Annotated in this window: 20 protein-coding genes, 1 tRNA gene and 2 pseudogenes; 11 read left to right on the forward strand and 12 right to left on the reverse strand. The window is 38.0% G+C overall.

The window, feature by feature from the left end; all coding sequences use genetic code 11:
* Window positions 1-77: 77 nt before the first annotated feature.
* From RMA95_RS00275 to RMA95_RS00285, 3 genes and pseudogenes are all read right to left on the reverse strand, one after another.
* Window positions 78-1,191: pseudogene (locus RMA95_RS00275) on the reverse strand (DUF6670 family protein).
* Between the two features lie 17 nt (window positions 1,192-1,208).
* On the reverse strand, window positions 1,209-2,042 hold the full coding sequence (gene pssA, locus RMA95_RS00280) for a CDP-diacylglycerol--serine O-phosphatidyltransferase (RefSeq protein WP_002050746.1): 834 nt from the start codon (window positions 2,040-2,042) through the stop codon (window positions 1,209-1,211).
* A gap of 41 nt (window positions 2,043-2,083) precedes the next feature.
* Window positions 2,084-2,941, reverse strand: a complete 858-nt coding sequence (locus RMA95_RS00285; protein WP_263614633.1) for a 23S rRNA (adenine(2030)-N(6))-methyltransferase RlmJ — start codon at window positions 2,939-2,941, stop codon at window positions 2,084-2,086.
* Between the two features lie 117 nt (window positions 2,942-3,058).
* On the opposite strand from RMA95_RS00285, the gene RMA95_RS00290 reads away from it, so the two are divergent.
* Both RMA95_RS00290 and RMA95_RS00295 read left to right on the forward strand, forming a co-directional pair.
* On the forward strand, window positions 3,059-3,664 hold the full coding sequence (locus RMA95_RS00290) for a 2OG-Fe(II) oxygenase (RefSeq protein WP_311069279.1): 606 nt from the start codon (window positions 3,059-3,061) through the stop codon (window positions 3,662-3,664).
* Between the two features lie 68 nt (window positions 3,665-3,732).
* Entirely contained in the window at window positions 3,733-4,260 is a 528-nt protein-coding gene (locus RMA95_RS00295) for a hypothetical protein (protein WP_151740416.1), read from the forward strand.
* A gap of 49 nt (window positions 4,261-4,309) precedes the next feature.
* Here the strand turns inward: RMA95_RS00295 and RMA95_RS00300 are convergent, their stop codons facing one another.
* The 4 genes from RMA95_RS00300 to RMA95_RS00315 all read right to left on the reverse strand — a co-directional run bounded on the left by RMA95_RS00300 (window position 4,310) and on the right by RMA95_RS00315 (window position 8,579).
* Window positions 4,310-4,555: a DUF2789 family protein gene (locus tag RMA95_RS00300; RefSeq protein ID WP_151740415.1), complete on the reverse strand. Its 246-nt coding sequence runs from the start codon at window positions 4,553-4,555 to the stop codon at window positions 4,310-4,312.
* Between the two features lie 162 nt (window positions 4,556-4,717).
* Window positions 4,718-5,704 (reverse strand): malate dehydrogenase, encoded by a 987-nt coding sequence (locus RMA95_RS00305; protein ID WP_002050778.1) that lies wholly within the window; start codon window positions 5,702-5,704, stop codon window positions 4,718-4,720.
* Between the two features lie 211 nt (window positions 5,705-5,915).
* Window positions 5,916-6,578 carry a hypothetical protein gene (locus RMA95_RS00310; RefSeq protein ID WP_004711857.1) on the reverse strand — a complete coding sequence of 221 codons (663 nt, stop codon included), beginning with the start codon at window positions 6,576-6,578 and terminating at the stop codon, window positions 5,916-5,918.
* A 57-nt stretch (window positions 6,579-6,635) separates the two neighbouring features.
* On the reverse strand, window positions 6,636-8,579 hold the full coding sequence (locus tag RMA95_RS00315) for a transglycosylase SLT domain-containing protein (RefSeq protein WP_311069280.1): 1,944 nt from the start codon (window positions 8,577-8,579) through the stop codon (window positions 6,636-6,638).
* Between the two features lie 287 nt (window positions 8,580-8,866).
* Between RMA95_RS00315 and miaB the strand changes: the two genes are divergently transcribed.
* The 3 genes from miaB to ybeY all read left to right on the forward strand — a co-directional run bounded on the left by miaB (window position 8,867) and on the right by ybeY (window position 12,197).
* On the forward strand, window positions 8,867-10,318 hold the full coding sequence (miaB, locus tag RMA95_RS00320; protein WP_087607038.1) for a tRNA (N6-isopentenyl adenosine(37)-C2)-methylthiotransferase MiaB: 1,452 nt from the start codon (window positions 8,867-8,869) through the stop codon (window positions 10,316-10,318).
* A 37-nt stretch (window positions 10,319-10,355) separates the two neighbouring features.
* A complete protein-coding gene (locus tag RMA95_RS00325; protein WP_002050786.1) occupies window positions 10,356-11,444 on the forward strand; it encodes a PhoH family protein in 1,089 nt (362 codons plus the stop codon).
* 276 nt (window positions 11,445-11,720) lie between these two features.
* The gene (gene ybeY / locus RMA95_RS00330) at window positions 11,721-12,197 is read left to right on the forward strand and encodes an rRNA maturation RNase YbeY (protein WP_107972700.1); all 477 of its coding nucleotides are present in this window, start codon (window positions 11,721-11,723) and stop codon (window positions 12,195-12,197) included.
* An 89-nt stretch (window positions 12,198-12,286) separates the two neighbouring features.
* On the opposite strand, the gene RMA95_RS00335 is transcribed toward ybeY, so the two are convergent.
* Complete coding sequence (locus tag RMA95_RS00335) at window positions 12,287-13,171, reverse strand: energy transducer TonB (RefSeq protein WP_311069281.1); 885 nt, start codon at window positions 13,169-13,171, stop codon at window positions 12,287-12,289.
* Window positions 13,172-13,404: 233 nt separating this feature from the next.
* Between RMA95_RS00335 and RMA95_RS00340 the strand changes: the two genes are divergently transcribed.
* The 3 genes from RMA95_RS00340 to RMA95_RS00350 all read left to right on the forward strand — a co-directional run bounded on the left by RMA95_RS00340 (window position 13,405) and on the right by RMA95_RS00350 (window position 15,594).
* Window positions 13,405-14,076 carry a hypothetical protein gene (locus RMA95_RS00340; protein WP_311069282.1) on the forward strand — a complete coding sequence of 224 codons (672 nt, stop codon included), beginning with the start codon at window positions 13,405-13,407 and terminating at the stop codon, window positions 14,074-14,076.
* Window positions 14,077-14,233: 157 nt separating this feature from the next.
* A complete protein-coding gene (locus RMA95_RS00345; protein ID WP_077163571.1) occupies window positions 14,234-14,947 on the forward strand; it encodes a DUF3108 domain-containing protein in 714 nt (237 codons plus the stop codon).
* 71 nt (window positions 14,948-15,018) lie between these two features.
* Complete coding sequence (locus RMA95_RS00350) at window positions 15,019-15,594, forward strand: xanthine phosphoribosyltransferase (RefSeq protein WP_107972704.1); 576 nt, start codon at window positions 15,019-15,021, stop codon at window positions 15,592-15,594.
* A gap of 52 nt (window positions 15,595-15,646) precedes the next feature.
* Here the strand turns inward: RMA95_RS00350 and wrbA are convergent, their stop codons facing one another.
* On the reverse strand, window positions 15,647-16,240 hold the full coding sequence (gene wrbA / locus RMA95_RS00355; RefSeq protein WP_263614926.1) for an NAD(P)H:quinone oxidoreductase: 594 nt from the start codon (window positions 16,238-16,240) through the stop codon (window positions 15,647-15,649).
* 288 nt (window positions 16,241-16,528) lie between these two features.
* On the opposite strand from wrbA, the gene RMA95_RS00360 reads away from it, so the two are divergent.
* Window positions 16,529-17,776: a YihY family inner membrane protein gene (locus RMA95_RS00360; protein ID WP_311069283.1), complete on the forward strand. Its 1,248-nt coding sequence runs from the start codon at window positions 16,529-16,531 to the stop codon at window positions 17,774-17,776.
* A gap of 104 nt (window positions 17,777-17,880) precedes the next feature.
* Here the strand turns inward: RMA95_RS00360 and RMA95_RS00365 are convergent, their stop codons facing one another.
* On the reverse strand, window positions 17,881-18,522 hold the full coding sequence (locus RMA95_RS00365; protein ID WP_263614638.1) for a fumarylacetoacetate hydrolase family protein: 642 nt from the start codon (window positions 18,520-18,522) through the stop codon (window positions 17,881-17,883).
* A 39-nt stretch (window positions 18,523-18,561) separates the two neighbouring features.
* Window positions 18,562-19,059: a YcxB family protein gene (locus RMA95_RS00370; protein WP_263614639.1), complete on the reverse strand. Its 498-nt coding sequence runs from the start codon at window positions 19,057-19,059 to the stop codon at window positions 18,562-18,564.
* Between the two features lie 223 nt (window positions 19,060-19,282).
* Between RMA95_RS00370 and RMA95_RS00375 the strand changes: the two genes are divergently transcribed.
* Complete coding sequence (locus tag RMA95_RS00375) at window positions 19,283-19,975, forward strand: nitroreductase family protein (RefSeq protein WP_311069284.1); 693 nt, start codon at window positions 19,283-19,285, stop codon at window positions 19,973-19,975.
* A gap of 120 nt (window positions 19,976-20,095) precedes the next feature.
* Here RMA95_RS00375 and RMA95_RS00380 read toward each other — a convergent pair.
* Window positions 20,096-20,172, reverse strand: a tRNA-Arg gene (locus RMA95_RS00380).
* A 591-nt stretch (window positions 20,173-20,763) separates the two neighbouring features.
* On the opposite strand from RMA95_RS00380, the pseudogene RMA95_RS00385 reads away from it, so the two are divergent.
* Window positions 20,764-21,185, forward strand: a pseudogene (locus RMA95_RS00385) (hypothetical protein); the annotation flags it as partial.

Here is a 21,185-nt window from a genome sequence, read left to right on the forward strand (position 1 = left end):
CAAGTTTCTATCTGCATCACCGCCGATGGATGTGCATTATAGACCATTAAGATCCAGTTGCAAGCCCTTTTTTAAAATTAGTGCAACGACAGTTTGCTTTTTAACCAAAAATGATAAAAACATTCATTTTTTATATAAACACGGCTGTAAAAGCATCAATTTATCTAAAATTTTCTCATCTTGATTCTTCTCTTGCCATCTTAATGGGCGGCAATCGATGTATTCACAATATCCACCTTCTCCTTGAAGGCATTGATCATTCCAACTTAACTGATAACGGAAACTTCCAATATACCCTGCAGCTAATCCAAATTTGTAATCACCACGACTTTCAGCATAGAGCTCAAAAATAACTTTTCCATTTTTTTTACATTGCCAAGAGAATTCTCGAGGTAAATACATTTCTCGTCCATGAGGTGTTACAACTTTTGGATAAACCCGATGAATATGGAAATTGACATCTTCAGTAAATGTGACAGCTGGCTTTCCCAGCTCTTGAATATCTAAACGTGAAAATAGAATAATATTCCATTGATTTCTTATTTGAGAAAGTGTGACTTGCGTTGTTTCATTTAAATTAATAATTTGGCAGGTATAAAAACATAAAGATAAGAAAGGTAAATGTAAGGCCCGAGCATGTTTAAAACGTCCTAATCCATTGACTTCATATTTCTGACCTTTATATAAAATCTCTCCTTCACAATGACATAAAACAGACCAGTAATCAGATATCCCCCACTGCAATGCGGATGAATTCGAAATGTCCGAAGGCGTTTGGACAATTAAATTACAACTCATTTCAGAATCTGTTCGTGTAAGCTGAATTCTTGGAATTTGCCATTCAATAAGATCTGTTTTATCAAATTGGTAATAACTAGGAGTAAGCTGACATTGTCTTCGAATGGAATAGATTTTTAAGTGACCTAGACTGTGTAGGCTATTACTAACTAGTACTGTTGCCGTATCAATTGGTGAAGTGACAATACTGTTTGCGTTATAGCAAAGGGGAATTCTAGGCTGCCCGATTAGACTAATATAATTGAAGTAACGAAGTGGTGCCGGTAAGTTTGGAAGGATTAAGCCTTGATAGACAACTTTAAAGAAGCCTCTAGCAGGCTGATAAACAACACCCTCATTTGAGTTGAGGCTCAGTTGCTGCAATTGATTTATTGGACTCATCAACTTAGGCATACTGAACCTCGTCTAATTTATGTTTTGATAGTCTCGTTATTTTTTTTAGCTAAAAGTGTGGTAACAAAACCTGATAGAGCATAGATGATTGAAACAATCAGAATACCCATTGGGATATTATAAGTGATTGCTGCAAAAATCAGTACTACCGGCAACATAACTACAAAAGGAACACGTTTACGGTCCATTTGCTTAAATGAATAGTATTTAATATTGGAAATCATGAGTAAACCAACAACAACCATGATTACCGCATTAATAACTTGAATCGCAATATCACGTAAATCGAAGATGAACGGATAATCACGAGCCACCCATACAAGCGAAATAATGATAATTGCAGCTAATGGGCTTGCGATACCAATAAAATAGCGTTTATCAACCACTCCAATTTGAACATTAAAACGTGCCAAACGGAATGCTGCACAGGCAGTATAAACAAAACAGCATGCTAAGCCGATACGGCCTAAGTCATGGAGACTCCAGCTATACATTAGCATTGCTGGTGCGACACCAAATGCTAATAAATCAGATAAAGAGTCATATTGCTCACCAAAAGCACTTTGAGCGCCAATAGCTCGAGCAACACGTCCATCTAACCCATCGAACAAAGCGGCAAGGAAAATGGCATAAATCGCTTGCGTAAATTCACCATTCATACTTGCAATAATGGAATAGAAACCAGACAACAAAGCGGCTGTCGTAATTAAGTTAGGCCAAAGATAAATACCTCGGCGCTTCACTTTTTGTCCTTCCGGATTATCTTCTTCTTCAACCACTTCGAACGTAATCCCATCAAATGAATGTTCATTATGAGTTAAATCTTGCTCTGGTTTAGGCGCATTTGTCATTATTTTCTATTCCAAACATGTGCATTGATTTAAGTTAACTGTTACTCACCTACTAACCAGCGAACAGCAGCATGTCCACCCGTTTCTTGCATACGTAAGTGCGGGAATAACCACTGTAGAGCTTGGTCAGCTTGTTCAGAGAACTGCCATGGTGGGTTAATCACTAATAAACCACAACCATTCAAGCCTACAGGCGTGTCATCTGGCCATACACAAATTTCACAAACTAATTGACGGCGAATTCCGGTTTTAAACATTTTCTTTTCAAAACGTTCAATCATTGCGCGGTCTTTAATTGGATACCAAACTGCAAAAACACCTGTCGGCCATTTCTTATGAGCTTGTTGTAACAGTTCAACTAATTGCGGAAAGTCTTTACGCTCTAATTCGTAAGGCGGGTCAATCATAACCAGACCACGCTTTTCTTTTGGCGGAATTACACCGAGCAAGCCTTCATATGCATCACGCTCATGTAAACCTGCACGTTTATCGCGAATGTTATGACGTAATTGCTGAAAAACATCACGCTGCATTTCAAATATAGTCGCTTTGTCAATTTCACGCATACCTTGTAAAGCAAACCAAGGAGAACCAGGATAGCTTCCCTTACCTTCTTGATTACGTAATTCTTCTACAAGTTTTAAGTATTGCTGGATTGCTTCAGGAGCTTGACGCTTTTCCATTTCAGAAAGCTGTACAAGACGATGAATACCCGTTAGGAATTCTCCTGACTTTTGTGCAGGTGCTTGAGATAGATCATATTTTCCAGCCCCTCCATGCGTATCGATATAGCGATAAGGTTTATCTTTAGCATTTAAACGGTTGAGAAGCTGTAGCAAAAGCACATGCTTCATAACATCTGCAAAGTTGCCCGCATGGAAATGGTGACGGTAATTCATGTTGACTTTAATTCCTCAATTCAACGAATAGTTTAACATGAAAAAAATATTCTTTCGTAAGGTTGTGATCATCTAAAATAAGGCTGCTTGATTTTCTTACGATCGATATGAGGTTATATGCGCTCTCAACCACTTCCTGACAGTTGGAATCTGGATCAGATTCTAGATGACTTAAATGCACATGGTTTTGCAATTGTGAATCATGCCTACTCTAGTGAATATCATACTCAAGTTGCCAAAGAGTGTAGTCATCACTTTGATGAATTTCGTGAAGCTGGTATCCAAAATGGAGTGGTGAGTACAATTCGAAGCGATCATATTTTATGGATTAATGAATCACTTCCTGTTGCTGAACAACACGTAGAAACTCTAACTTCATTTTGCCAACATCTAAATCAAGCTTTCTTTTTAGGAATTAAAGAGGTTGAGGCGCATTTTGCCTGTTATAACGCAGGTGAATTTTATGCATTACATCGAGATAACCCTCAACAAAAAAATGATCGTATTATTTCTACTGTTTATTATTTACACCCTGAATGGCAGGATGATTGGGGGGGACAACTACGCTTGCAGGACAAGAATGATATTTGGCACATTATTACACCAGAACCTAATCGCCTAGTTATATTCCAGAGTGATTTACTTCATGAAGTTTTAGTTTCTAAACAGCAGCGTCTATCAATTACAGCTTGGCTTCGTAGTGGAAACTCGATTTGGGTTTAGAAGAATGCTCTTTAAATTTCTTAAATAAACCCGATATAAGAGCTATTGATTAAAAAGGGCGAAGGCGTATGTCTATTGAAACAAAAATGATTGTAAGCAGAATTGGTGAAACAGACCAACTCTATTTAACTGAGAATACGCCCGAACTTGCTTTGGAACGTGCAGATTTACGTATGCAGCTCGTTGTATTAAGCCGTGTTCGCCAAGAGCAAATTCATTTTTTGCAAGAAGCTATTGTTTTGCTTGAGCAAGCTCGTATGGAATACGATGAAATGCCAATGAGTTTATATTTGAATTTATCTCTTCATTTAGCTAAAGCGTATATGATTTACTTTGAATTAAATAAAGAAAAACGCTTTGCGCTCATTGCACAGCAAATTTTAAAGCCCTTAGCTCACCATCACCATAGTGATATATATTTCTTCTTAGCTTATGCTTCAGCAGCGCAAGAAAAACCTGCTCTTACTCGTCATTGGCTTACAAAATATTTATCAACTGCCCAATGTGATCTTGAGTTAGTTCATGAGCATCCAGTATTTCATCCGGTACGGCATGAGCCATGGTACAAAGATTTATTAAAACCCAAAATTCACTAAAGGGTAAATTGTAAAAGGCCTGTTATTTATAAACAGGCCTTTTATTTTGTTATTTTTTAACACTATCTTCGTGCAATTGCTCATTGAGCTCATCAATGACAACAATCCATTCATCATCTTTTTCCCAATGGCTTTTCAGGAAATCACTTTGGCCTTGTGACCAAAAAGGTGCTTCATGTAACTTCTGTTCAGCAGGTAACTGATGCGTTTTGATAAAATTTTCAATACTCGCGTCATCAGCGTCTAAACCCAATTGCTCAAATAAAAGTTGTAATGTTGGTTGCTGTTCAAACATTGTTATTCTCCCACGGCTTCTTTTCAATAATCTAGCAACAATAGATGTTAGTTGCATATCTATGTCTATATTTTCTTGTTGTTTTTTGTGTGTTCTTATTAAATTTCAAATATAAAAAAGCACCCTACAAGAGAGTGCTTTTCAATTCATTTAATTAATGAATTATTTTAGCATGTCAGCAATTGCTGCACGTTCTTCTTCAAGCTCGTTTAGAGTGAAGTTGATACGCTCACGGCTAAATTCATCGATTTCTAAACCTTGAACGATTTTGTATTCACCGTTTTCAGTTGTTACAGGGAAACCGAACATAACGCCTTCAGGAATACCATAAGAACCATCAGATGGAATACCCATAGTTACCCACTTGCCGTTTGTACCAAGTGCCCAATCGCGCATATGGTCGATTGCAGCATTAGCAGCAGAAGCAGCAGAAGACAAACCACGCGCTTCGATAATCGCAGCACCACGTTTACCAACAGTTGGAAGGAATACGTCTTTGTTCCAAGCTGGATCGTTGATCTTGTCTTTTAAACTTTCGCCATTTGCAGTTGCAAAACGGTAGTCAGCATACATAGTTGGAGAGTGGTTACCCCAAACTGTTAATTTTTCGATGTCAGCAACTGCAACACCAGCTTTTTGAGCAACTTGAGTCAATGCACGGTTGTGGTCAAGACGTAACATTGCTGTGAAGTTTTTCGCTGGAAGATCTGGAGCAGATTTCATTGCGATGTAAGCGTTTGTATTTGCAGGGTTACCTACAACTAATACTTTAACGTCACGGCTAGCAACTTCGTTTAATGCTTGACCTTGGCCAATGAAGATTTCACCGTTAACTTTTAACAAGTCAGCACGTTCCATACCAGGACCACGTGGGCGAGAACCAACTAATAATGCATAGTCAGCATCTTTAAATGCAACTTTAGGATCATCAGTCCCGATCATGCCAGCCAACAAAGGGAAAGCACAGTCATCAAGTTCCATCATTACGCCTTTAAGCGCTTGTTGTGCTTTTTCAACTGGAACTTCAAGCAATTGTAAAATAACAGGTTGATCTTTACCTAGCATTTCACCGCTTGCGATACGGAATAATAAGCTGTAACCAATTTGACCTGCAGCGCCAGTCACGGCAACACGAACGGGTTGCTTCATGTAATTGTCTCCAATGAGTGTCCTTAATCGGGCTAAATAGCGATTCTATCTAACCAAATCATCATAAACGGCAAAGATTGTACTCTAAAGAAGTTGCAGATGCATGTAAAAGCGACTCATTTTCACCAAAAGTCTGATAGAAAATACAAATTAATCTTTACAAATAGATTCAATGTATGGTGAGCATTTTTTGAGGAAATGGTAGCTACTCTTAATAGCTACCTTTAATCGTAATTTCGCTTGGGCAATTAGAGACCACATGATTTGAACATTGCTTATATTGGCCATTTACTGTGTAGCAGACTTTAACTTCTGTAAGCACAACATCTGAGCGCGAGAGTTGGCAAGAAAAACGAATGCCATTTTGTGGCAAACTCGGATTAAGCTTTGTAAATTGTTGACGTAATGTAGATTGTTGCATTTCTACGTTACTAGAACTGGTTAAATTAGCAGGTATTTTTAATCGTTCAGCGAAGTTAATAATTGTACGGAAATACTGACTCGCGTTCATAGGCACACAACCACCTACACTCTTCCAAAGCTGTACACGAGCATTATTGTCTGGCATCACTCGAGCAACGACTTTAGCTTGCAGTGGTGAAAGTGTTGCAGAACTTTCAGTTGAACAGTCCGTTCTAGTTGTTTCAGGCATTAAACCTGTAATGGTAAGTGAATATCCTTCCAGACATTTACGCTGCTTCTGTTTAGAAGGATCTAGCGAACAGACAGCAGGCGTCATCTGTACATGCATGACATAACCTTGCACGTTTACAGGTTCCGCATGTAAAACAGAACTCATCAATCCAATGCTTGCACAGATGAGCCACCATGCAAGTTGCGATATTGGATGAAGTCCTAGATATCTATATTTCATTTAATTAAAACTTGGTTATGCCAATTAAAAGAATGTTCCATCATTCATCATCTAAAATTAAGGTGATGATCGCATTGGAATGACTTTCATACGCTGTATCAGCGACTGAGCGCCTTGCCCCAACACCACTCCATAATGTGTCGCATTTGTCATGACATGCTTGACATAATCTCTGGTCTCAAGCAATGGAATGGTTTCTGTATATTGATCAGCTTCAATCGGTTGGTAATCGGATTGCCAACGTCTTGCACGATTCGGGCCAGCATTATAACCTGCCGTTGCTAAAACTGGGTTATTACTTAACTGCCCTTGAATCATTGATAAATAAAATGTTCCATAACGAATATTGGTATTCATTTCACTTAACGCCGCCGGATTATATGTCTCCCCCATCTGACGAGCAATCAACTTTGCTGTATCAGGCATAATTTGCATAAGGCCACCAGCTCCTACATGAGAACGCGCCGAGGTAACAAACCGACTTTCTTGACGCATTAAACCATAAGCCCACGCAGGATCAATTCCAGCATTGTAACTATGGCTTACGACATTGGTCTTATGTGGGGTTACATAACGGTAGGTATCGTTATGTTTATTCGTTGTACGATCTGCTGCGTAAATTGCACGGTCATACCACCCCATATCGTGAGCACGTTTCGCAGCAGCTAATAATAATCCATCGTCATGCTGGAGATATGCCTGACGAACTGCCCAATTCCACTCGCGGTTGGTATACGTTGGATTTGCATTGATACGTCTTAAAGTAAATGCACGGTTAAAGTGAATATTTTGATCTAAACGGCGTAAATCGCTTGCAGACGGTTCATCACTATAAGGTTGATGGTTATAGCGTACACCTAAACGGTCTTTTGCAAGAAGATTGTGATAATCATCGCCACTTTCAGCTAATTTTTTATAAATACGTTGTGCCGTATTTTTAGAATTACTATCGCCACGTTGTTCTGTTGCACGGGCTAACCAATATTGCCAGCGATCTTCTTGTTTCTGTGAAACCGTCATACTTTCAATCGCACGAATTAAGCTTTCCCATGCGCTAAAGCGAATTGCTTGTCGTGCATAAATTTCAGCTTCTTCAGGACTTAGCGGATAACCATAGCTTGCATCGAAGTATTGAAGAACTTCACGGTTAAAGTTGTTTTTCATCACCGTGGTGCCACCGATATAGGCTACGGTGCGATAGAGATACTTTTGTACGCTCTCTGGAGTACCTTGCGCCACACGCTGTACATTCGCAAAAGCATTGCTTAAATCATTATTTGCTAGACGGCCTAATGCAAAAATCAAATAGGCATAATCTACATCATTAGTTTTTGGGGCGGTCCATAAATAATTAAGAGGATTCGCCTGAATTTGGTTAAGCTGAGCCAAAGACAAATTCATACCCAAAGTCTGTGCTGTAGCAAGCGCCTGTCCTGACAGGCCTGAACGTAGCTGCACCCAAAGGCGTTGCTGTTTATCTTGCGTACTCATTAATGGACTAGAAAGCATCATACGGCCTAGTCCAACACATGACTCTGGTTGTGATTCAGTTGCTAACCAGACATCTTTATATTCTGCAAATACTAATGCATCGCCACTTTTAGCTCTTACCTGTGCTAAAGCACAATTTTCAGCTGGGTCCGGGTTAGAGACGTAAGATAAAAGTGGTTGTGCAGATACGAAGTCAGCTTGTTTAACTTTTTCTTCAACATAATCTGCTGCAAGTTTCTCTGCCATAGCAGATTGAGGATAGCGCTGGGCAAAACTTACAATTGACGTTGGGGATTGAAAGTCTAAATTACTGTTTAGTTTCCAATATTCAGGGTAATAACCCAATACATCATTTTGCATTGCTGCCTGATATTGGTCTAACAAGGCGGTATTACCACTATTTGCGGCATTTAATGCATCATTAAATTGTTCTTCTGCTGCATAAGACAATGAACAACCAAGTAAACACACAGCTCCTAACCAGCTACGATGTGCATATTTATTTTTCATCACACGACTCTTGTTTGATGAGCTCTTTTTACCTGGTCTCATAAATGCGCTAAACCCTGACTATCCACCTTTAGGCATAGTTTAATTATTCTTCGTGCATTCTTTTGTTGTGTTATGTAACTATCTGATTCGACATCATTAAAATTTATGTCATTTGTCTCCATAAATCATGTGCAGCTTATGGCAGTTTATTGTTATCTGTCTGGCACAAATACTGCTATAATGATTGGTTTGACCCGTTTTGGGTCATTTTATTATTTATCTAGATCGATCTGTTAGGAGCCTACATGACGGTTCAAACCTTCATTCCCAATGGTGCCAAAGCTGCCTCAGAAAACACTGTTACCCAGCCAACGCACACCACTGATGTTTCAATAAAGAAATTATATATTGAAACTCAAGGGTGTCAGATGAATGAGTATGACAGTCACCGTATGGCAGACCTTTTAGGGGATTCTCACGGTTATGTTTTAACAACTAACCCTAATGAAGCAGATATTCTGCTCATGAATACATGTTCTATCCGTGAAAAAGCACAAGAAAAAGTATTTAGTGAGTTAGGCCGCTGGCGTAAACTAAAAGAGCAAAATCCTGACCTTGTGATTGGTGTAGGTGGTTGTGTTGCATCTCAAGAAGGTGACAACATTCAAAAGCGTGCACCGTATGTCGATATGATTTTTGGCCCACAAACCTTACACCGTTTACCACAAATGCTTGACCAACATCATGCACAAGTGGAAAAGCCGAAAAAAGAAAAGATTAAGCTCGTTGATATTTCATTCCCTGATATTGAAAAGTTCGACTTTTTACCAGAACCACGCGTAGAAGGTTTCAAAGCATTCGTTTCTATTATGGAAGGTTGCTCTAAATACTGCTCTTTCTGTGTGGTTCCATATACTCGTGGTGAAGAGGTTTCTCGTCCACTTGATGATGTGCTTGCAGAAATCGCAGGTCTTGCTGAAAAAGGTGTTCGTGAAATCAGCTTACTTGGTCAAAATGTAAACGGATATCGTGGTGAAACATTCGAAGGTGGCATTTGTACCTTCCCTGAATTGTTACGACTCGTTGCAGAAATTCCTGGTATTGGCCGTTTACGCTATACAACTTCACACCCACTTGAGTTCTCTGATGAACTTATCCAGTGTTATGAAGATTTGCCTCAAATGGTTTCACACTTACATTTGCCTGTACAAAGTGGATCTAACGATGTACTTAAAGCAATGAAGCGAAATCACACCATTGATGTATACATCGACAAGATTGCCAAGTTACGTAAAATACGCCCTGATATGCATTTATCGAGCGATTTTATTATTGGCTTCCCTGGTGAAACTGATGAAAACTTTGCAGAAACATTGCAGTTTATCAAAGATTTAGACTTTGACCACTCTTATAGCTTTGTTTACTCAAAACGTCCTGGCACACCGGCATCTGACTTACCAGATACAACTCCTGAACACGTTAAAAAAGAACGTTTAGCACAAGTTCAACAAGTCATTAAGCAATCAAGTATCGAGAAAACTGATGCAATGCTTGGCAAAATTGAACGTGTACTGATTGAGAAAGTATCTGATCAAGACCCTAATATTTTAGTAGGTACAGCAGACAACACTCGTTTAGTGACTTTTGTAGGCGATGCTTCTTGGATTGGCCGTTTTGCAGAGATCGAGATTACTGAAATTAAAACTTTAAATTTAGTTTACGGTGAACTCTTGAATCTTGAGCCTGACGTGGCGTAATGTAGAGGTATTCTAAAGTCTACTGAAAGGTTTTCTCTTGACTGCAGCGATTCGACGTACCGTAACATTTCCTGAAATTTCAATGGAACGTTTAAAGAGCATCTTGGGTGCCTATAATGGGCACCTTAAGCAAATCGAACAGCGTTTAGATGTCAAAATTACTCATCGTGGAGATGTTTTTCATATCGATGGTGAGATAGATGCTGTTGGGAGAGCTGAAGCGTTATTGCAACGACTCTACGAAGAAACTGAGGAGTCCCAGCAAATCAGTGCCGATCTGTTACATCTCTTGATTCAATCTTCACAAACTGAACGTAATTTCGAGTTAGTGGGTGAAGAGATGGAAGAGCATGATGCGCCAATGGATGTCTACTTTCAGACTCGAAAAGGTCGTATTAATCCACGTGGTGCCAATCAAAAACGCTATGTACAACGTATTTTGCAAAGCGATATTTCTTTTGGTGTAGGTCCTGCTGGTACAGGTAAAACTTATTTAGCAGTTGCCGCCGCAGTAGATATGTTAGAGCGTAATGAAATCCAGCGGATTTTACTTGTCCGCCCTGCTGTAGAAGCAGGAGAAAAGCTTGGTTTCTTACCGGGTGATTTAACCCAGAAAATTGACCCGTATTTACGCCCTCTTTACGATGCCCTCTACGAAATGTTGGGCTTTGAAAAAGTCGCCAAGTTAATCGAACGTCAAGTGATTGAAGTTGCGCCTCTTGCTTATATGCGTGGTCGTACGCTTAACCATTCATTTGTGATTTTGGATGAAGCGCAAAACACTACACCGGAACAAATGAAAATGTTCTTGACCCGTTTAGGTTTTGGTTCTCGTGCAGTAATCACAGGTGACATTACCCAAGTAGATTTACCTCGAGGCCAACAATCTGGTTTGGCGCACGCGCTACGTGTACTTGAGAATATTAAAGAAATTCATATTACCCGTTTCCATTCTCGCGACGTTGTACGTCATCAACTTGTTCAAAAAATTGTTGAAGCGTATGAAGGTTGGGATGGTGAACAACAGCGTCTTAATGCTGAAGCACGTGCTGAACGTAAAGCACGTCAAGAAGCATTAGTTGCTGAAAACGATACAGCAGCAGACTTGCAACATCAGGATGCCTAGGGTCTGTTGAATATTCAAAATTGGATTGCGTTGTCGGCTAAAATTGAGCAGGCAAGGCATGAAATAATGGGAATGGTAAACCCCTTTCCAAGTTTCATAACGTAGTCTGAGATAATTTTAGCCACAACCCTTCGGGACAAGAGTGTTTTTTGTTGCTACATCGTTGTGAACTATTCATTTAGAATAGCTAAATTTCATAGTCCACGCCTTGTATCATCTAAAAACACTCGATGTCGCAACCATCTGTGAATGTTTAACAGACCCCAAGGATTCACTTTGAAAATCAGTTTAAGTTTACAACAAGACTTTCAATCACCTGAGTTAGAGCTCAAACGAGCTCAACTCAAAAAAATTATTGAGACCACTTTACGCCACGTTGGCTACAAAGAAGATTGTGAAATTGGTGTTGCATGTGTTGATTTGGAAGAAAGCCATCAACTTAACTTGCAATATCGTGAGAAAGATAAACCTACCAATGTTCTCTCTTTTCCAAGCGACATTCCTGAAGAAGTCCTACCAATGCTTGATGCATTACCGTTGGGCGATTTAGTGATTTGTATTCCGGTAGTATTACAAGAAGCTTTGGAACAGAAGAAAACTGCACAAAATCATTTTGCACATCTTTTAGTACATGGAGTTCTGCATTTACTAGGTTATGACCATGAAACTAGCGATGAAGATGCAGAAGAAATGGAAGGCTTAGAGATCGAAATTTTAGCTAAACTCAACATTGCCAATCCGTATCAGGAATAATCAATTTCTCTAAAACTATTAAGCGCGCAATTAGCATCTTAATTTATTTTTAAAATGTGGATATCCTAAAAGTTATCCACATTTTTTCATTAATGAACCTCAAACTCAGCTTGAGCTGGATCAAAACGCCAAGTACGAATAATACGAAGCTCTGAAATATCTTTCATATTTACATCAAAATGACCAAACGGCGCTCCCCGACGTACCGATGCCTTTGCTGCCTCATCTAAAACTGGATGTCCTGAACTTTCAAGTAAACGAATTGCACGGATTCCCCCTTGAGCATTCAAAATCACCATAAGGCGAACTTCACCTTTTAACTGTTGTTGTTTAGCTTCTTCTGGATAATAGCGGTTACCGTAAAGTTCCACTTTTTCACGGAATTTATCTAAATAAGCTGCTGAAGCATCTTTCTTAGCTTGAATACCATCCACTGTTTTTATTTTTTGTTGGCGACTGAAATCTTGCTGACGTTGCAAATATTGAGCTTCAAGGCTTGCGACCATAGCAGCTTTGGCCTGGAACTGGCTTTGTAACTGTTCAAGTGCTTTTTTCCTTTGGCTCTCCTCTGCTTGTTTCTGCCAACTCAACACAGTCATGAGTACTTTTTCTTCAAACTTAAGTTCTCTTTGTTGCTGTACTTTTTCTAAACTTTCTAACTGAGCTTCTCCAGTTGAAGCATCAGTCGGCATAGGTGTTGGGGAGTTACTAGACATCCGATGGGCTGCTCGAAATGCTCCTGAACCTTGCTGGTCTGCTTGAGCTAAAAAATCTGCATGCTTAACCACATCTTCAGTAGGACGAATAGATATCGCGATTTCTTTAGTTGATTGTTCTGATGGCGCAGGCATCGCAAAATGGATGAGCAGCACAAAAGTATGCAGTAAGATTGCAAGTATTATTGCGACAATAAAGACTCGGTCTTGCCACCAATAATGAAAAGGCTCTATAGAAAGACTTCTTTTTTTCAACATAATCTTAAAAGCATATAAATGCCTTTTCCCCACGGTATCAATACCGAACAAAATACAAACTGATATTCAAATATGGATAAAAATGTGATTCACTTCAAATATGAGCTTTTATCCATTTTCATTTTGTGAAAATGTATCAATTAAATTTGTTACACTGCAATATCAAAACCTGTTTTTTATCATAATAAAGATTGTGTTGATTCTTTAGTAAATCATCATCTGGAAGTTCTTTTATGCAAACGCTATTTTCCTCATTAGTCAAACGTCTTCATAAAGTCTACCGAAAAGCTGAAGCCTTCATTGAGGAAGAAAGAGATTTTACATTATCGCAAACTTTTCTAAATGCGACCTTAGAACGTTACGTAACGAATAATGTCGAGTTTTTAGATGATCTACACGCAGACCTTTATCATGACTGGTTAAGACTCTATGCCACAATGCATGTCAAAGGTTTAGAAACGACTTTATCTGTCGACTTAAAATTGATTCAGATGGAATTTAATAAAGAACAGCAACTTATCATTTTTGAACAAATTAGTAATACACAAATTGTAGAAGCTAAATATAAAAATTTCTGGCAAAAAATTGCTGTGAAAGCTGCTATTTTTTACTATCACAAAATTCTAAAAAAAGACCCATTGGGTATGATTTTGGAGCGTTTTAACGTAGCCCAAGAAAAAGATGATCTTATCTTCCTAGACCTGAACCGTTGGTTCGGTAAAAAAGCCAGCATTATTGAAACATTGGGCAAAGTTCATATTAACTATGCACGGGTTCGTGAAGCAGAACTGGTCGTCTTTGGTAATGTTAATCTCGCCGCCTTACTTTTCCGAGATCAAGATGATGACTTTGAGGATGATCTGGAAGACACTGAAATTACGCCAATTCAGCAAAAAGATGCATAACAACTATATGAGCTAAAGAAATTTATTGTTAAAAAACACAAAGAGATTACATATTTAGCATAAATCCTGATTTTTTCTCCATGATCAGCAGGCATAATATGCAAAAGTCATAGATGCATCAGCACTGACCTTTCAGTCTGTACAAGGATATTTACTTATGGCAACAAAATTTCTGAAATCATTCAGCATCGCAACTGGTATTTCGACAACTTTGCTTATTGCAAGTTTCTCTAGCCATGCACTTGCCATGAGCCCATTTCAGGCAAATTATCAGTTTACCTATAATAATAAAGGCATGGGTTCAGCAACACGCGCACTTAGTCAACAAGGCAATAACTGGACTTATCTATTCACTGCAAAAGCTGGTGGAATCGCTTCTGCAAGTGAAACAAGTAAATTTAGTTTTGCTAATGGCAAAATTGGTTCACAAAGCTTTAGTCGTACTAGTAAAATTTTAATTCATAACAACACTATGAATATTAATTTTAACCCTGGTAATAAGACAATTAGCACAAAGAAAGATGATAAAGCACGCTCATTTGCTTGGCAGCCTGGCGTACTTGACGAGCTAAATGCTGAATTACAAGTTCGTGAAGATTTAAAAAATGGTTCACTCAAATCTTCTTACCCTCTTGCAGATGCAAAAGAAGTTGAAAACCGCCGTTTTGTAAAACAAGGCAATGAAAAAGTTAAAACCTCTTATGGCACCTTTGACACTGTAAAAGTGGTCTTAGAACACGGCAGACCAGATCGTAGTACTATTTTCTGGTTAGCACCTAAATTGGACTACTTGCCAGTTAAGGTAAGTCATATAGACGGCAAAACATCTTATGGTTTGTTATTAACAAGTTATAGCGGTAAAACGAATTAAAGCTTGCATTTTTTCGGATGCTTTTTAAAATACGCATTTGCTTTAAAAGCATCCGTCTAGAGGATTCTCCCGTGCACGCACTAGAACAGAAAATCTTAACAGAAGGTATCGTTCTATCTGATCAAGTGTTGAAAGTCGACGCTTTCTTAAATCACCAAATTGACCCTGTCCTCATGCAGCAGATTGGTAAAGAATTTGCCGCTCGCTTCAAAGATGCAGGGATTACCAAGATTATTACCATTGAAGCTTCAGGTATTGCGCCGGCAATCATGGCAGGTTTAGAACTTGGTGTACCTGTGATTTTTGCTCGTAAATATCAATCACTGACATTAAAAGACGATTTATATCGCGCCAAAGTGTTTAGTTTTACTAAACAAACAGAGAGTACGATTGCTATTTCAAACAAGCACATCAACTCAAGCGACAAAGCTTTAGTAATTGATGACTTTTTGGCAAATGGTCAAGCAGCGCTTGGTTTGATTGACTTAATTCATCAAGCAAATGCAGAAGTAGTAGGTGTTGGTATCGTGATTGAAAAATCATTCCAACCAGGCCGCGATTTATTGCTTGAAAAAGGTTACCGTGTTGAATCTTTAGCACGAGTTAAATCACTTACTGATGGCACAGTAACTTTTATTAAAGAATAAAATTATTTAAATAAAAAAGAGCGGAGTTCCGCTCTTTTTTATTTTTATAAGATTATGAGTGAAGTTTTTTTACGATTTCACCTAAACGTTTACCTTGTGCTTCACATAAAAGCTTTTCATCTTGGCTTAAGCCTTGATCATGTCTAGGGCCACTCACATGGCTTGCACCATACGGCGTTCCACCTGTTTTTGTATTCGATAATGCAGGAATAGAATTTGGTAAACCTAAAATCATCATACCATGATGAAATAACGGCGGTAGCATCGTTAATAAAGTACTTTCCTGCCCACCGTGCATTGAACCAGAAGAAGTGAAAACACATGCTGGTTTATTATGTAAAGTCCCATTTAACCAAAGACTTGTGGTCTGATCCCAGAAATATTTCATTTCGCTTGCCATGTTACCAAAGCGAGTTGGAGACCCAAGTGCCAAGCCTGCACAATTGGCTAAGTCCTCTAAAGTGCAATAAATATCGCCTTCTTCAGGAATGCTTGGTTCAGCTTCTGTTACTACTGTTGCAATATTAGGTACTGTGCGAATTTTTACATTAATACCTGCAGCTTCAACACCATTCGCAATAAGATGCGCCATTTCTTTAGTAGAACCATATTTACTGTAATAAAGCACAAGAATGTAAGGTTGCATCGGTTTCATGAATTTTGTTAAAAAGAACACTATACGATATTTTTTATTTTTTTGGCGAAGCCAATTTTATGAAATTTTAGAGGTGATTGATTTTTAAGGGCAACAGTAACAAATATTGGTAAAAGCTTTTTACTACGTTTTGTTACGATGATACATACGGAACTTTCAGAATACTTTTTTATTCTTTAGGTTAAAGTTTACCCACATCAAAGATAGTGTTCTCAACCGAATACACCGGTGAATATCAATCACCCACATCATGATTAAAAAAATCGGGATAGATGACGCATGTTAGAACGTTTTTTGAAGAGACTTCCTTTTTATAACAAGACCTGGTTTCAATTTATTTTATTTGTAATTAAGCGTTTTGAAGCTGATCGCTGCCGAGAACAAGCTGGCGCTCTCACCTATACGACTCTTTTTGCTGTTGTGCCGATGCTAACAGTATTTTTAGTTATTATTTCTTCAATTAAAGCCTTAGAACCTGCTAGACAACAGTTGCAGCACCTAATTTATAGTAATTTTTTACCTAAAAGCACCATTGCATTTGATAAGGCACTCAATGCTTTTACCGAAAAATCCAGTAATTTAACTGTGATTGGTGTGCTGTTTCTATTTGTCACCACAGTTTTAATGCTGACAACAATTGAAACGGCCTTTAATCGCATATGGAGAGTAAAAGAAACTCGTAGCGGCATTGTAGGCTTTATGCGCTACTGGACCATTATTTCGCTTGGTCCCATTATTTTAGGCAGCGCATTTGTTATTTCATCAACCGTTGCATCAATGAACTTATTAAGTAATAACTTCACGGGTTATCAACTTGATGGTGCATTTCTACTTTGGCTTATTTCTTTTGTTCTTACTGTTTTGGGATTCTTTATTTTATATTGGACCATTCCCAACCGCACAGTTCCCTTATTTTCAGCAGCAATTGCCGCGTGTTTGAGTGCTGTATTGTTTGAAATACTTAAGAATTTATTCGGCTTTTTGATGTCGAACTTCACCAGTTATGAAATCATATATGGTGCATTTGCAGCAGTACCTATTTTCTTATTATGGGTATTCTTATCTTGGAATATTGTATTACTCGGTGTCGAGGTGAGTTTTGCCCTTACCGCTTTTCATTCAGGCAAAGAACAAAAAAGACATCCAGTACTCATGCTACTCGATATTTTAGAATTATTTTATAAAAAGCAAAAACTTGGTGAAAGTGTAAATGATAAAGAAGCATTAGAAATTTTAGGCCGTGGCGAAATTGGCCGGTGGCCCGCTTATGTTGTCTTACTCGAAGAGCAAAATTTAGTTAAACGCACAGATAAAGATGAATATGTTTTAGTCCGTAATTTATCTCAAGTCGACTTTTGGAGTTTCTTTACCGCATTACCTTATCCACTTCCATTACGCCCAGATGTATTAAATGTGCATGATGATGACGAATGGATGGAAAAAATCGGCCCAGCGTTAGTAGAGTCCAATGACTATTTGGCAGCCAAACTCTCTATTCCACTTTCAACAATTTTTGAAGAGAAATAGAAAATAAGATTATTCATTCATATAAAAGTCTTCTATATCCAGACAATAAAAAACCCTATTATCAGTTCAATAATAGGGTTCAAAACTTAGCGATTTAAATCGAATTATGCTTTAACAAAGGTTTCCCAAACAAAATCTTGAGTAGCACCTTTCAAAGTCATTTTTAGCTGATCGCCAGCATGCAATGGCCCCACTCCTGCTGGTGTACCTGTCATAATGACATCGCCTGATTCAAGTGAAAACACCTGATTAATATCAGTTAAAAGTTCGCCAATAGTAAACATTAACAGTGCAGTATTACCATCTTGACGCAATTCATCATTAATATGGAAAGTGAATTTGGTCTCTTCCCAATTGGTAATTTCACTTACATCTACCCAGTCCGCAAGTACACATGAACCATCAAATGCTTTTGCTCTTTCCCAAGGCTGACCTTTATCTTTTAATTCATTTTGCATATCACGCAAAGTTAAATCTAACCCTAAAGTTACAGCACCAATAGCTTGCAATACTTTTTGCGGATCAGTTTCGCCTTTTAGTGGCTTATCAATACGCAAAACAAATTCGCATTCGAAATGGCAACTACCCCAAGATGGATTCCACGAAATACCTTCATCTAAACCAATCAAACTACTTGGTGGCTTGATAAACAATACTGGTCGTCCCGGCATTGCATTGTTCAGCTCTTTTACATGATCAGCATAACTTCTGCCCACACAAACGATTTTTGAAGGACGTGTTTTCATGAGGCTTCCTTTATTGTTGCGACTAATAATTCTAATAACTTATTTCTTAAATGTATTTTCAAATACAGTTTGATCTGAAACTTGAGCAAAGGCACGTTTCGGTACAATAATGACCGTTTTGTTTTTTAACTCAAGCATATAAGTCAGTTTACCCTTAGCAAAAGTCTGCACATCGCCATACTGTACGACTTGTTTACGACCAGCAGCATAGAGTTCAAAATAATCTTGGTATAAATCGATCCCTTGCTCACTCTTACCAAATTGATAACGTACAAACTGACGCTTGAACATCATAGGTAAAAGCCAATAGCGCATTAGACCTTGCATAATCAGGAAAAAAATACCCAAAGCAACATAGTAGCGACCAACGCCTGATAAGCCTAAATAAAAACCCCAAATAACAATTGCAATACTAATAACAGGGGTTAAAAAACGTGTGAATTGTTTCTTTCCGAATGTCACCAAGCCAAACCCGTCTTGAGACTCTTCTAAATTTAAATAATAACGTAAAGATAAAGCGCTTTTTTGCTCGGTCATCACTATGTGTCAATATTGAATAAATCGAAACTATTAGAGCATATTCATCTACGCTTTAAAATGAATCAAAAGTGATTTTTTATTTTTGCTCACACGATAAAGCTTTCATTCGTACAAGTTGTTTACTCGTTTCATATATAGAACGTAGATTCATATTTATAAGGCTTATTTCATATTCTTAAATTTATAGAATGTTTCTATTGTCTCTTTAGTGGAATCCGTCATGTCTTTCTTTGCAAAACTATTTGGCTTAAATCAAAAAACGACAGCTCAAGAAGATGTGGCTTTAAAAGCCGCTCAAGAGCTAAAATCTTCAAATGAAACTTCTTTTATAGAACTCATTAAAAACCGCCGCTCTATTTATGCAATTGGAAATAACTTAAACCAATCAAATAGTGAAATTGAAAAGTTAATTCAAGAAGCAATCAAACATAGCCCTTCTGCATTTAACTCTCAATCATCTCGCGCTGTTATTTTATTTGGACAATCACATCAAAAATTCTGGGATATAGTTCTAGAAGTTTTAAAAAGTATTATCCCAGCTGAAGCTGTATCTGGAACAGAACAAAAAATTCAAAGTTTTGCCGCTGGTGCAGGCACAGTTTTGTTTTATGAAGATCAGAACGTAGTTAAAGGCTTACAAGAACAGTTTGAAGCTTATGCTGATAATTTTCCAATCTGGTCTGAGCACTCAACAGCAATCGCTCAATTTGCAGTTTGGAACGTATTAGCTGAACAAGGTGTTGGTGCTTCATTGCAACACTACAACCCAATTATTGATGAGAAAATTAATGCTGCTTTCTATATCCCAGCTGAATGGAAGCTAAGAGCTCAGTTAGTTTTTGGTTCTATTGAAGGTAACGCGGGTGAAAAAGCCTTTATTGACGATGCAAACCGTTTTAAAACATTCGGCTAATAGATAATCCTTGAATCTAGATCTTTTTTAAAGCTGGTTGTCATGTGCACTAGCTTTTTTATTAGAATCATAAAAAATGGGCACAAAAAAACCGCTATATATAGCGGTTAATTCTTCAAGTGGTGCGCTCAGAGAGATTCGAACTCCCGACCCCTTAGTTCGTAGCCAAGTGCTCTATCCAGCTGAGCTATGAGCGCGTACTTGATGGAGGGCATTATACGCAGTTTTTCTATTTTAGAAAGGACTTTTTCATCTTTTTGTCATCAAGCGTCTAGTTCTTAGCCATAACAAAATATCTTGGTAGCCTAGCTTTCCTAAAAAGGGGAATTTCTTGTCCATAAAATATATTTGAAATATTTTTTTTCAATTAAAGGTGCCCTCTTCTTTTATCCAATTTGGACATTTTGACCAAATTGACAGAATCAAAAGCCTAGTTTTTTAGTCAGGATTATATAAATAATATATTTCTACTTATGCAAAATTATTTTTATAAATAAAACTATTTAGCACTAATAATTATAAAAATAATAAAAAATGGAGGAAAATACACTCATCTTTAAACCATATATTATAAAAAAAATTATTATTTTTATGTCTAAATCAGAATGAATATCTAATTGTCAAAATATTATAAGTATCAAATTATTTGAGTAGAAATATGGATTGACACTTTTTGAGATCTACCCAATACTAAATTTTAATTATTGAGAAACATATCTCAATAATTGCCTAACGCAATAAATAAATACTTACTTAAAAATACATAAATATACAGGAAATAGACCATCATGTTCTTACTGAAAACTCTCGTATCTTCAATAACAAAAGTTACTCAGGACTTGAGTAATGTTGTATCAGTGAATCCTGTTGTAAACACAGGTTCTACTGTTAATGTAAACGTTTCCGATATAAATATTGCTACTGGAAATGTTTCAACATCAGGCTTACTTTCTAATGTTGTTTCAACTGTAACCAATACCGTTTCTCAGACAACAGGCTTAGTCTCTGGTGTAGTGGGTACCGTAACAGGTGCTGTTGGTGGTGTAACTGGTGGCGCTACTAGCGGCAATCCAGTCGGTGCAGTAACCGACATCCTTGGCGGTGTGACTGGCACTATCGGCGGCCTGACTGGTGGCTTAACTGGTGGCGTGACTGGCGGCAATCCAGTCGGTGCAGTAACCGACATCCTTGGCGGTGTGACTGGCACTAT

This window comes from Acinetobacter sp. V110_1 (genome assembly GCF_031798975.1).
Lineage (GTDB): Bacteria > Pseudomonadota > Gammaproteobacteria > Pseudomonadales > Moraxellaceae > Acinetobacter > Acinetobacter nosocomialis_A.